The organism is Buttiauxella agrestis (assembly GCF_900446255.1).
GTDB lineage: Bacteria > Pseudomonadota > Gammaproteobacteria > Enterobacterales > Enterobacteriaceae > Buttiauxella > Buttiauxella agrestis.
Genome location: NZ_UIGI01000001.1, coordinates 4,198,139 through 4,210,919 on the forward strand (window position 1 = coordinate 4,198,139; position 12,781 = coordinate 4,210,919).

General features: G+C 51.6%; 11 protein-coding genes. 3 read left to right on the plus strand and 8 right to left on the minus strand.

From position 1 onward, the window contains the following. Nucleotides 1–3: 3 nt before the first annotated feature. The 7 genes from ptsP to folB form a co-directional block, all read right to left on the minus strand. Nucleotides 4–2,484 carry a phosphoenolpyruvate--protein phosphotransferase gene (gene ptsP / locus DY231_RS19770; protein ID WP_115630977.1) on the minus strand — a complete coding sequence of 827 codons (2,481 nt, stop codon included), beginning with the start codon at nucleotides 2,482–2,484 and terminating at the stop codon, nucleotides 4–6. Beyond that, nucleotides 2,478–5,084: a glycoside hydrolase family 38 N-terminal domain-containing protein gene (locus DY231_RS19775; protein WP_115630979.1), complete on the minus strand. Its 2,607-nt coding sequence runs from the start codon at nucleotides 5,082–5,084 to the stop codon at nucleotides 2,478–2,480. Before DY231_RS19775 ends, ptsP begins: the two co-directional genes overlap by 7 nt. A 125-nt stretch (nucleotides 5,085–5,209) precedes the next feature. Then, nucleotides 5,210–6,337, minus strand: a complete 1,128-nt coding sequence (locus tag DY231_RS19780) for a PTS fructose transporter subunit IIC (RefSeq protein ID WP_115630981.1) — start codon at nucleotides 6,335–6,337, stop codon at nucleotides 5,210–5,212. Further along, nucleotides 6,330–6,644 carry a PTS fructose transporter subunit IIB gene (locus tag DY231_RS19785; protein ID WP_115630983.1) on the minus strand — a complete coding sequence of 105 codons (315 nt, stop codon included), beginning with the start codon at nucleotides 6,642–6,644 and terminating at the stop codon, nucleotides 6,330–6,332. The genes DY231_RS19780 and DY231_RS19785 overlap by 8 nt, the downstream gene beginning before the upstream one ends. Further along, nucleotides 6,626–7,126: a hypothetical protein gene (locus tag DY231_RS19790; RefSeq protein WP_115630985.1), complete on the minus strand. Its 501-nt coding sequence runs from the start codon at nucleotides 7,124–7,126 to the stop codon at nucleotides 6,626–6,628. Before DY231_RS19790 ends, DY231_RS19785 begins: the two co-directional genes overlap by 19 nt. 147 nt (nucleotides 7,127–7,273) lie before the next feature. Next, complete coding sequence (gene bacA / locus DY231_RS19795; RefSeq protein ID WP_115630987.1) at nucleotides 7,274–8,092, minus strand: undecaprenyl-diphosphate phosphatase; 819 nt, start codon at nucleotides 8,090–8,092, stop codon at nucleotides 7,274–7,276. Nucleotides 8,093–8,183: 91 nt separating this feature from the next. Continuing rightward, nucleotides 8,184–8,567 carry a bifunctional dihydroneopterin aldolase/7,8-dihydroneopterin epimerase gene (folB, locus tag DY231_RS19800; RefSeq protein WP_115630989.1) on the minus strand — a complete coding sequence of 128 codons (384 nt, stop codon included), beginning with the start codon at nucleotides 8,565–8,567 and terminating at the stop codon, nucleotides 8,184–8,186. A gap of 107 nt (nucleotides 8,568–8,674) precedes the next feature. On the opposite strand from folB, the gene plsY reads away from it, so the two are divergent. Continuing rightward, nucleotides 8,675–9,292: a glycerol-3-phosphate 1-O-acyltransferase PlsY gene (gene plsY, locus DY231_RS19805; RefSeq protein WP_034493193.1), complete on the plus strand. Its 618-nt coding sequence runs from the start codon at nucleotides 8,675–8,677 to the stop codon at nucleotides 9,290–9,292. A gap of 35 nt (nucleotides 9,293–9,327) precedes the next feature. On the opposite strand, the gene tsaD is transcribed toward plsY, so the two are convergent. Further along, nucleotides 9,328–10,341 carry a tRNA (adenosine(37)-N6)-threonylcarbamoyltransferase complex transferase subunit TsaD gene (gene tsaD / locus DY231_RS19810; protein ID WP_115630991.1) on the minus strand — a complete coding sequence of 338 codons (1,014 nt, stop codon included), beginning with the start codon at nucleotides 10,339–10,341 and terminating at the stop codon, nucleotides 9,328–9,330. A gap of 247 nt (nucleotides 10,342–10,588) precedes the next feature. On the opposite strand from tsaD, the gene rpsU reads away from it, so the two are divergent. Both rpsU and dnaG read left to right on the plus strand, forming a co-directional pair. Next, nucleotides 10,589–10,804: a 30S ribosomal protein S21 gene (gene rpsU / locus DY231_RS19815; protein WP_001144069.1), complete on the plus strand. Its 216-nt coding sequence runs from the start codon at nucleotides 10,589–10,591 to the stop codon at nucleotides 10,802–10,804. A 166-nt stretch (nucleotides 10,805–10,970) separates the two neighbouring features. After that, nucleotides 10,971–12,716, plus strand: a complete 1,746-nt coding sequence (dnaG, locus tag DY231_RS19820; RefSeq protein ID WP_115630993.1) for a DNA primase — start codon at nucleotides 10,971–10,973, stop codon at nucleotides 12,714–12,716. Nucleotides 12,717–12,781 lie beyond the last annotated feature (65 nt).

The following is a 12,781-nucleotide window of genomic DNA, read 5'->3' on the forward strand; positions in this document are numbered from 1 at the left end:
CCGTTAAAGTGCCAGTTCAGCCGATAAAAGTTCGGTGATCGCAGAGGCGTCTGACAGCATTTGCAACTGTTCACGGAAGTCGCTGTGCATCAGTTTCCGGGCCAGGCGCGAGAAAATCTTCATGTGATTATCCTGCTCCTGATCATTCACCGTCAGCATGATAACCAGTTGCACATCAACACCTTCGCCCCAACTCAGCGGCGATTTTACGCGCAAAAGAGAAATACTACTGTGCAAAACATGTGGCGATTTACAGTGCGGAATTGCCACGGAAAAACCGAGAGCCGTGGAGAATACGGCCTCACGTTCCCAGATGGCCCGTTCAGCCAACGCGCCCGAAACGACCCGCTGCTGCACTTCCAGGTTATCGGTCAGCAATTTGATGGCTTCTTCTTTGCTGCTAACTGTTTTATCCAGCAACAGCAACTCCTTCGCCAATACGGGCTTGCGCGACTGTGCTCGCAAGAAATGCGCGACGCATTCTGTGACCTCCTCGCAGGTGTCACAGCCTATCGCCGTTTCAAGCAACTGCCGACATTGCTGCACATCCAGCACTTTGAGCGCTTCTTTACATGGCGTGATGGCGCTGGCCGCCATGCTCAATTGCGTCAACCCCATACCGACTAACAGCGGTAACATTTGTTTATCTGCTGCCATTTCACCACACAGACTTATCGCCAATCCTGCTGCCTGCGCACGGTGCGTGATATCTCGCATCAACGCTAAAAATGTGGGATTACGATAGTCATACAGATGCCGGACGTAAGGGTTTCCACGATCGCAAGCGAGAAAATACTGCGCCAGGTCATTGCTGCCGATAGAAACAAAATCAAGATAGTTAGCGGCTTTTTCCAGAAGATAGAGTGTGGAAGGCACTTCAACCATAATACCGAGGTGCCATTCACCAATCGGAATATCTTCCTGCTGCAAGGTTTGCGCAACATGAGCAAACTGACTGTGCAGCCATTGGATTTCAGCAAGTGTCGCTACCATCGGCACCATAATATTCACTGGCCCGACAGCGCTCGCTCGAAGTAATGCGCGTGCCTGAGTGGTGAAAATCTCGTGGAATTGCGGGTACATGCGCACGGCGCGATAGCCCAAAAACGGGTTTTCCTCTTTCGGTAAATCAAGGAAATTACAGGGTTTATCGCCGCCAATATCCAGCGTGCGAATGGTAATTTTCTTACCCTCAGCACTTTTCAATACTTCGCTATACGCTTGATATTGTTCTTCTTCATCGGGTGGTAGGCTGCGTTCACAGAACAACATTTCCGTGCGGAACAGTCCCACACCATCGGCACCGTGGGCAAAGACGCTTTGTGCTTCAATGGCCAGCGCAATATTCGCCAGCACGCTAAAGGTTGTCCCATCTGAAGTCACGACTCGCTGCTCACGCAGCGGTGCGCTCCGCTGCGCAATCGCCTGCTGTTTTTGCGTTTCCAGCCGATACCAGTTTTCCATCGTCGCATCCGGGTTTGCCACCAGCACACCGTAGCGACTATCGAGGAGCAGCATGCTGGCAGTGCGCGTCAGTTCTTCACTCTGGGCCACTCCACACAGCAAGGGAATACCGAAGGAACGCGCCAGAATCACGGTGTGCGAGGTTTCCCCGCCGTCTCCCATCACGATGCCTTTAAGATGCGGGTTACGCAGCCGCAGGAATTGGCCGGGCGTCAGCGTACCGTTGCAGATAACAATGCTGTCTTGTGTCAGCGTCATTTGCGCTTCCAGCGGTCTGCCCAACAGATTAGCGGCAATTCCCTGACAGAGATCGCGAATGTCGATAACCCTTTCGCGCAGATACTGGCTGCTGCTGTTGAGCAACGGCTGGCTCAACTCTTGTGCCGTGAGCGCAATCGCTTGTAATGCGTTACGTGCGCTGGCGTGCGAGAGCAGGCATGATTTGAATGCCGGATCGCTGAGCAATTTAAGCTGAGCCGCCAAAACCTGTGCGGCTCCGGGATCAGCGCTATTCAGTTTTTTTTGCGTTAACACCCAGGCCTCAAGCAATTGTTGCTGCTGGCGGAGAATGTCTGTTTCAGGCTCATGGCGCGAGAGTTCATGAAGATCCACGGAATCAATATGCAACGGGACACCACGTCCAATCCCTTTGCTGACGCCATTGCCACGGAGGTAAACCGGTTGTGCGTGCTCAATAAATACCGGTAGCGGCTGGTTATGCGTTTCCGGTGAGAGTGCCAGCGGTTCGTCGCAATCAGCAAACTCATTTCGCATAAACGCTTCCAGGCACTCAAATGCGGCCTGCTGATCGTCTCCTTCAATCAGAAACTGGCACGAGTCGCCCTGCGTGATATCCGCACCAATCATCCCCAGTACGCTTTTCGCATCGACCTGAGTCTTTTTACTCCGGTTAATCAGCGTAATGGAGGCATTGAATCGTTGCGTACGTTGTTCAATTTCACTGGCAGGACGCGCATGAATACCGTTGGGTAACGCGCAAATAAAGTCGAGGGTTAGCATGTTTTCACCCCTTCAAAATCGATGATGAAAGTGGCTGGCGCACAGCCTGACACCTTGTCCTGCGGGGTTTTCAGCGGCGTTTCTGCAAGCGTTGTGGATGTGACTTCGCCATTTGCGCTGATAACTCCACACGCTTGAGTTTGTGTCGATGGGTTCCAGCCTCGCACCACCAGCGCATCACTTTGTTGTGCCTTTTTCAGAGTGCTGAAATGCAGCTCGGTATCCCAGCTTAAGACGCTGTAATGCGACGGGAAAACGCGACCGTGAGGATTAGTACGAAAACGTGACCAGCCGGTAGCAATCCACGCGTGAAGATTGCCGCGGGCGCGTTCAACGTCACGCCAAAAAACGCTATCTGCGCCGTTATTCATAGCCAGTATGCTGAGTTTGAAATGGTGCATGCCCTGGATTTGCGAATCAGGCGACGGCAAAACCATGCCGGACGCGCGACCTGGACGATAAGGCATATTCGCCTGTCCGAGCCAGCCAACGCTGCGCAGCAACGTCACCGCGATAACATCCTGGCGGTCCTCAGGAATTTGGTATTCACGCAACCCTTTAGTCACCGTACATATTCCGCGCTGCGCGTCGTGCATCATCACCTGACTTTGCATCGGATAGATCGCAACCGGTGCTTCGGTCCACTGCTCATCCTGCCATACCGCCATTTCTGGCGGCAGGTTTGGACGCTCAATCAGACCAAATGGCTGATCGGCAAAGTGCACGTGCTGGGCAACGCCTGTTGGGAGCAATACTTGCACCCGGTGATCGCAAACGGTGTTATTGACGCTGACCTGCACATCCAGCCAGGCATTGCTGTGTGCCAGCGTGACGATCATCGTGATGTCGAGTTCAGCATTGGCACAGCGTTCTTGACGAGCGGCTAAATTCTGCGGCACCGCCATCTGCCAGTTGAGCGTCAGGCTGCTTTGCAACGGCCCTTGTACACCATGGAGCGACGTCAGGAATTCATCGCTGTTGATGAGCCAGTCTTCAAACGGCGGCGAATAGTTGTAGTTATCGCCCGCGTCGCCGCCATCAACCAGTTGCAAAATGTGAGGATAAATCTGCTGGCTGCGTTTGTCGGTAAGCGTCAGGATCCCTTTTTTATCCGCTTCCAGCCGCAGCCATTCATTTTCCAGTTTCACCACTGGTTGAGTCTGCTGGAGGAAGCCCGCGCGAACGCCCTCTTGCAGATAAAACGTCTGATAGCCGCACGCTGGAATATCGGTCACTTCGAGCAGCAACAGGCATTTGCGATACCAGGTGGTTTCAGTGCTGTTCGACAGCTCCTGAACAATGATCGACATATCCTGGCGGCTTTCTTCGATGATTTGCCAACGGCACTCTTTGCCTTCGCTATCGACCACGCGGAAATCTTGCTCGGGTGTGAAAATCGTCAATTCAACCAGGCCATGACTCCTTTGCGGACGCGCGTTAAAGATGATGATTTTCTTGCCGTCCTGCTGCGCTGTAATCCCTTCAGCCAGCATTTTCATATTCAGGTCAATAAGTTGGTTAGCCATTTCCAGGCCGGACTCAAGACGGTTTTTGACCATCGCATTCACGCGGTCTGAGTTGCAGCCTCCGATACTGTCGTGAGCATGGGATTTCATCGCTTCGCGCCAGATACTATCGACCGCATGCTGGGGATACGGCAGGCCAAGCCGCCAGTTAACGGCCAGCAATGGCTCGAGATGCAGGCTGAGTGTCTGTTCGAGTTGCGCATTCAGCTGTTTGATATCCACGCGGGTCGAGAAAATACCGCGGTGAATACGCATATATTTCGGGCTGATAAGCTCGCCCTGATACAGCGGCAGCGGGACGTTAGTCTTTTCCAGCGCCTGGAAAAACTGGCTGAAGCTACTGCCTACAAAGCGATATTCATCCTGCTGTTGATTGAGCTGGTCCAGCATCGCTGGCACGCAGTATTCAAACGGCGACTGATCATTGCCATTGGGCAACAAAACGTGGTCGGTCAGTGAAAAACGAATCTGTTTTGCCAGAACAGGTTCCAGCGCTTTCCACCCGGCGACAGGCTCTTCCGGCAGCCATTTCGCACAACCATAGCCCCACGGAAGCACTGCGGTAGTGACTTTGCTGCCATCAGCTGCCTGCCAGCTGAACTCACTGTGCGGCACATTAAATTCGCTCCAGCCGCGCCAGATGACCGCGTAGTCGATAGCGAACTGCTGTAAAAACATCGGTAACTGCGCACTTTGACCAAAAGAATCAGGCACATAACCAATTGGCATCTTGCCCCCAAAGCGCTGGCAATCGGCCTGCCCCAGCAGTAAATTGCGGGTAATTGATTCAGCCCCCACCACCAGAAAATCGCTCTGCGTATACCACGGGCCTGTCACGATTCGACCCTGTTCGATTAATTTCCGCAACCGGGTTTCCTGATGAGGCGCGACACTTAAATAGTCTTCAATGACGACGGTTTGCCCATCCAGAACAAATGGCCCTAACGTTATATCTTCTTCAAGGCGCTGTAATAAATCGCCCATAAAATAATAAAGCACGGCTTTTGAATCATTCTCAGTAAAATACCACTCACGGTCCCAGTGAGTATGTTGCACCAGATGAACAGTTTTCATATATCGACCTTAACGAGATACTGGAAATAATATTTTCCGCAGCATCACATCTTTATTTTAAATGTAGAAACTCCTGAGACTCAGCGGCCCCATTTATATTCACTCACACACCATTCAATAAGCCGTTAGCGGCTAACTTTAAATTTCGGTGCGGGAGCTACAGCTTTTTCTTCTTTGGTATTAGTAATATTGGACTGATGAAACACCAACAAAGAACCTAGCGCCACTATCGCGGAACCCACGGCTATCGACAGGATATAAATCGGCCAGCCATCGACCGCCAGCCAACCATAAAAACCAGAGATTGGCGCGTGGTTTACCGCCCCTAAACCGACCGCCATTGCCGCGCCCGTCGCGGTGCCGACCACATTGATAACAATGATTTTCGGATTCGCCAGCGCAAAAGGAATCGCCCCTTCTGAGACACCAATCAAGCCCATCAGCGTTGAGGCTTTACCCGCTTCCTGCAATGATTCCGGGAAGCGCTGTTTCCAGATGAGTGAAGCCACACCAAGGCCAATGGGCGGAATGATGATCGCCACCTGAGCCGCCGTGTTCGGGTCGTAAATACCGGATGCCAGCAGTGCCATGGCGGTCGTCACCGCCGCTTTGTTGACCGGGCCGCCGAGGTCGAAACCAACCATGCCACCGACCACCGCCGCGAGAATAATTTTGTTAGTGCCGGACATCGCCAGTAGCCACGCCTCCATGCCACGGTTCAGCGCTGCCAGCGGCGTGCCAATCACAAAAGCCATGATGATACAGGTCAGCAACGTGCCGCCCACGGGCAGAATAAAAATCGGCCCTGCCGAGGCCAGCGAGCGTGGGAGCTTCACTTTTGCCGTCAACAATCGCACCACATAACCTGCCACAAAACCGGCCGCCAACGCGCCAAGGAAGCCGGTTCCAAGATCACTTGCCAGCAGGCCACCCACCATACCCGGAGCAATGCCGGGTTTATTAGCAATCGCAAAGCTGATGTAACCCGCGACAATCGGCAGCATCAAGGACAGTGCTAAACCGCCAAAGCCGTCGAACTTATGCAGCATCTGTACGACAAGGCTCGCAGCCTGTTCATGGCTGGCATCCCATATGTTATCAATGCCATACATCGAAGCCCCGATGCGGGCGATGCCCATGATTACCGCACCAGCAATGACGAACGGCAGCATGTACGACACGCCCGTCATGATGGCGTTTTTCACTTCCGTTCCCGTGGAGGATTTCGCTCCGCCACCCTGAAATTTAGCCATGATTTATCTCCTGCTCGATGGCTTCAAAGACGGCCTCACCAAATTTGATCGGGTCTGCCACGCTGCATTCCAGTTTTAACATGCCATCAAAGCGCTCTTTGTTGTTGATGGCGACATCTGCGGCGATGATCACGCCATCGGCACGCGCCAGGTCGTCTGCGGTAATTTCGTTTTCTGCTCCCATACTGCCCTGGGTTTCGACTTTGATTTCATGTCCGCGGCTTTTGCCGGTGATTTCCAACGCTTCAGCGGCCATGAAGGTATGGGCGACGCCCGTTGGGCATGCAGCTACACAAACGATATACATAATGGTTTCTCTCTCGGGTCGGATTTGGACAATAAAAAAAGCACAATGGCGGTGAGGCGCATTGTGCTTTTTAAGCAATAAAGCAATGGGTTATGAGAATCTGAATTGGCATCTGACTCGCCACTCAAACGATGGCAAACCAGCAATTGATGCACACTGCGGGTGGTGAAGCTGAACGCTAATTCATGGCGAAGTTGTGCAACCAGACGAGCCTGAATAGTGGTATTTACGGTGTTGGAAGCATTCGGGATCGGCAGACGTTGAGCGGAGGCAAAAAGACTCTCACTAGCACAATCCCACAAACGAGACCAGCCGCCGGAAAACTCATCTTCGGTATTTTCCTGAGAAGATTCGTCAGCAACACTCAATGACTGAACAGAGTTGAAACAGCAAAATCCGCTCAGCAACGACTTCACGCTGCTGAATTTCCCCAGCAGACAGAAGAAGCAATAACTGATAAATCGGCGGACTATGGCTGACATATTTCCTCCAGGATAGAGCGTGTGATAATAGTCAGTAAACGGGTAACGTAATGTGATTGCTCGCACAATTTTTTACATTACAATGCCTATGCAGAGGAAATAAAAAAGCCACTCTAAGTGAGTGGCTTTTATTATTAATGGTTAACGTTAAAAGAATACGAAATAAACCACCGCGGCGACAACGAAACGATAAATCGCAAACGGAATAAAAGAAATACGTTTGATAAGTTGCAAGAAAGTTTTAATTGCAATCAGCGCCACAATAAAGGCGGTAATAAAACCAACGGCAAACATAGGCAAATCGGCCATGCTTAAAAAACCGATGCTCTTATAAACATCCAGAACCGTCGCGCCCATCATCATCGGCACGGCCAGCAGGAACGAGAACTCTGACGCGGCATAACGGCTAATACCCATTAACATACCGCCGGAAATTGTCGCACCTGAGCGTGAAAAACCCGGCCACAGCGCTAAGCACTGGAAGCAACCAATCATAAATGCCTGGCGATAGGTGATGTCATCAACGCCAACCGCGCGCGGCTCTTTCGGTTTCAAAAGTTCAGCCGCAATCAGCAACACCCCGCCAACGACTAACGCGTACATCACATTTACAGGATTAAAGAGCGACTTGATGGTATCGTGGAAAATCAGCCCCAGAACCACAGCAGGCACCATACCCAGCAAAATATGGATTAGCGTTAAACGGCCTTTGCCTTCACCTTCGTGCGGTGGACGACCAAAGTGAATACCGATAAGCCCAAACAGGCGACGCCAGAACATCACGACAACCGCAAGGATAGAACCTAACTGGATAACCACTTCAAAAGTTTTTGCTTTGTCACCCTCAAACCCCAACAGATGACCGACGATGATCATATGGCCGGTGGATGAGACAGGTAAAAACTCCGTTAGCCCTTCAACAACACCAAGAATCGCTGCAATAGCTAGCGAGTGCAGATCGCTCATTAATAAATCCTCTAACCCCTAAAACAAACATAAAAAATGCGGCAGCTGCCGCAAAAAGATGACAGTTATGACCAGCCTACGCATATTTGGTTTAACAAATATGACTGGACTCATCGGCTTTCAGATTACTGCCACGCTCAATCACAACTCCAACGTTTGCCGCCTGTGCAACAGCGCCTGGCTTGCTGACTTTTAAACGCACCCACGGTGAGTTAAAGCGGGTTAGCAGCAGTTGAGCCACTTCTTCGGCGACGCGCTCCACAAGTGCAAAACGGCCCCCTGACACATGATTGATAACCGCTTCGCTGACATCAGCGTAGCTCAGGCAATCATTTACATCATCGCTGCTGGCCGCCTGTCGGTTGTCCCACGCCATTTCGATATCGAAGACTAGCTTCTGAGTAATGGTTTGTTCCCAGTCATAAACACCAATGGTGGTGATTACAGTCAGTTGCTCTATAAATACAATGTCCATCACGCCCTGCCCGGTTTTTAGTCACGCCAGATACCACTTCCGGCGAAATATGCGTATTATCCACAGATGCAGAGAATACAACGACACTTTCAAAATGGAACAGCGTTATGAGTGCAATCGCGCCCGTCATGATCCTGCTTGCGTATCTTTGCGGCTCCATTTCTAGCGCCATTCTGGTCTGCCGAGTTGCCGGTTTGCCCGATCCCCGGCTTAACGGTTCCGGCAATCCAGGTGCGACCAATGTCTTGAGACTAGGTGGTAAAGGTGCAGCCGTAGCGGTACTGATTTTTGATGTTCTCAAAGGAATGTTACCCGTCTGGGCAGCTTATGAACTTGGCGTGACCCCGTTCTGGCTAGGCCTGATTGCTATCGCCGCATGTATTGGTCATATCTGGCCGGTATTCTTCAACTTTCATGGCGGTAAAGGTGTGGCGACGGCTTTTGGTGCCATCGCGCCCATCGGTTGGGATTTAACCGGCGTGATGGCGGGAACCTGGCTGTTGAGCGTGCTACTGAGCGGCTATTCATCCCTTGGTGCTATTATCAGTGCGCTGATTGCCCCGTTTTATGTCTGGTGGTTCAGACCAGAATTCACGTTCCCGGTCGCGATGCTTTCCTGCCTGATTCTGATGCGTCACCATGACAACATTCAGCGTTTATGGCGCGGCCAGGAAACTAAAATCTGGAAGAAGCTGCGCAAAAATAAAGACAAAAAAAAGGAGTGATTTCTCACTCCTTCTCGACTGACTCTACAAAGTTATTACGCTGCGGGTAACTCTGCCAGCGGCCAACGTGGACGCACCGTCACACTCAGCTCCCCTGCCGTTCCTGCTTTAAGGCGTATCATGCCCGCATAGGCAATCATCGCGCCATTGTCGGTGCAGAACTCAGGACGCGCGTAGAACACTTCACCCCGGCGCTTTGTCATCATTTCTTCCATGCGCACACGCAGAGTGCGGTTAGCACTTACGCCACCCGCCATCACCAGACGCTTAAAACCGGTTTGATCGAGGGCGCGTTTGCACTTGATCATCAGCGTATCAACGACCGCGTCTTCAAATGCGCGAGCGATATCGGCTCGGGTTTGCGGGTCGGCATCATTGCCACGAATAGTGTTCGCGGCAAAAGTTTTCAGGCCAGAGAAACTGAAATCAAGACCAGGACGGTCTGTCATTGGACGAGGGAAAACAAAACGACCCGCTGTACCCTGAGCCGCCATTTTTGACAGCATTGGCCCACCAGGATAATCCAGCCCCAACAGTTTGGCTGTCTTATCAAAGGCTTCACCGGCAGCGTCATCAATTGATTCGCCCAGCAGTTCATACTGGCCGATACCGGTGACGCTAATCAGCTGTGTGTGCCCGCCGGAGACCAGCAGCGCCACAAACGGGAACTCAGGTGGATTGTCTTCCAGCATCGGCGCTAATAAATGCCCTTCCATATGATGAACCGGCACGGCAGGAACATCCCAGGCAAACGCCAGCGAGCGGCCAATTGTTGCGCCCACTAATAACGCTCCGACCAAACCAGGCCCTGCGGTATAGGCGACACCGTCAATATCTTTGGCGGTTAATCCGGCTTCTTTAAGAGCCGCCTGAATCAATGGCACGGTTTTACGTACATGGTCACGGGAGGCAAGCTCCGGCACCACGCCGCCGTAGTCAGCGTGTAATTTCACCTGACTATACAATTGATTAGCTAATAACCCATTTTCATCGTCATAAATGGCGATGCCGGTTTCATCACAGGATGTCTCTATACCCAATACGCGCATGGCTTTCTCTACCTCAAAGTCTTGCGGCGAAGTTTATGCTTACGGGCTGTCAATGTAAAACTTTGCTCACCTATTGGCCGCAGGTGGTGTATAATCCGCACCCCTGGAAGATTCCGGCCTTAAAAGCCAGGTTTCTGGTTGTCCGGTGCTTTACAAAGCAGCAGTAGTTGCAGTAAAATTCCGCACCATTTTGAAATAGCTGACGCCTAAGTCAGCGGCAAACCGAATTTATCAAAGGTGAGAGTTAATGCCGGTAATTAAAGTACGTGAAAACGAGCCATTCGACGTAGCACTGCGTCGCTTCAAGCGTTCTTGTGAGAAAGCAGGTGTTCTGGCGGAAGTTCGTCGTCGTGAGTTCTATGAAAAACCGACTACCGAACGTAAACGCGCTAAAGCTTCTGCTGTGAAACGTCACGCGAAGAAACTGGCTCGCGAAAACGCACGCCGCACTCGTCTGTACTAATATCCTGGAGGTTCGCACCTCCGGAACAGACCAGTAGTAGTTGTAAAGGCCGTGCTTCCGAAAGGAATGCGCGGCTTATTTTCGTTCATGAACTGACATACTTCCTGCTCTTTCAATTTGCAGCTTTATCGCAAAACAGAAAGAAAGCGAGTACCAAACGGGGCCTATGGCTGGACGAATTCCACGTGTATTCATCAATGACTTGCTGGCTCGCACCGACATCATCGATCTCATCGATGCGCGTGTTAAGCTCAAAAAGCAGGGCAAGAACTATCATGCGTGCTGTCCGTTCCATAACGAAAAAACCCCCTCTTTCACCGTAAACGGTGAAAAACAGTTTTACCATTGCTTCGGCTGTGGGGCACACGGCAACGCCATCGATTTTTTAATGAACTATGACAAGCTTGAGTTTGTCGAAAGCGTTGAAGAATTGTCAGCAATGCACAATCTCGAAGTGCCTTACGAAGCGGGTAACGGACCGAGCCAGATTGAGCGTCATCAGCGGCAAAGTCTTTATCAATTGATGGATGGCCTGAACGCCTTTTATCAACAATCCCTGGCTCAACAATCAGCTGAACCTGCTCGCCAATATCTGGCACAGCGCGGTTTAAGTGCTGAGGTTATTCAACACTTCGCCATCGGCTATGCCCCTCCCGGTTGGGACAACGTTTTAAAGCGTTTTGGCGGCAATAGCGAAAACCGTCAGGCTTTGACGGATGCGGGGATGTTAATTACTAACGATCAGGGGCGCAGTTACGACCGCTTCCGCGAAAGGGTGATGTTCCCCATCCGCGACAAGCGTGGCCGGGTAATTGGTTTTGGTGGTCGCGTGCTGGGCGATGCCTTGCCGAAATACCTGAACTCCCCGGAAACCGATATTTTCCATAAAGGCCGCCAGCTTTATGGCCTGTATGAAGCTCAACAGAGTCAGCCAGAACCGGCACGTTTGCTGGTTGTGGAAGGCTATATGGATGTGGTGGCGCTGGCGCAATACGGCATTTCTTACGCCGTGGCCTCGTTAGGCACCTCGACGACGGCCGACCATATTCAGTTGCTGTTCCGTGTTACCGATACCGTTGTCTGTTGTTATGACGGGGATCGCGCAGGTCGAGACGCCGCATGGCGCGCGCTGGAAACTGCGCTACCTTATATGACGGACGGGCGTCAGTTGCGCTTTATGTTTCTGCCTGACGGTGAAGACCCTGACACGCTGGTACGTAAAGAAGGGAAAGAAGCATTTGAAGCGCGTATGGAACATGCCCAGCCGCTTTCTACGTTTCTTTTTAACAGCCTGATGCCACAGGTTGACTTAAGTTCTCCCGATGGCCGTGCTCGTCTGAGCACCCTTGCATTACCCCTGATAACTCAGGTACCTGGTGAAACACTACGCATTTATCTGCGTCAGGAACTGGGTAACAAACTGGGTATTCTGGACGATAGCCAGCTTGAAAAGCTGATGCCAAAGCTTGCTGAAAACAGTACGCCGCGCCCGGCTCCACAGCTAAAACGCACAACCATGCGTATACTGATAGGATTGCTGGTCCAAAATCCAGAACTGGCACCCAATGTGCCACCGCTTGGCGGTCTGGAAGAAGCGAAATTGCCAGGATTGAAACTCTTTATCGACCTGGTGAATACCTGTCTGGCGCAACCGGGTTTAACCACCGGGCAGCTTTTAGAGCTATATCGCGGCACAAATGAAGCCGCCACCCTTGAAAAACTCTCTTCGTGGGACGATATAGCAGATAAGGACATCGCAGAAAAAACGTTCAATGATGCACTTGAACATATGTTTGATTCGGTGCTGGAGTTGAGATTTGAAGAATTGATGGCACGTTCCAGAACGTCAGGGCTAACGCCTGCGGAACGTGAGGAAGTCCGTGTGATAACACAATCACGCGCGAAAAAGTAAATACCATCGGCTTAACTGCCGAACATTCGTCGGGTAAACCCGAACGCCGCAAGGATGGGCAGCGG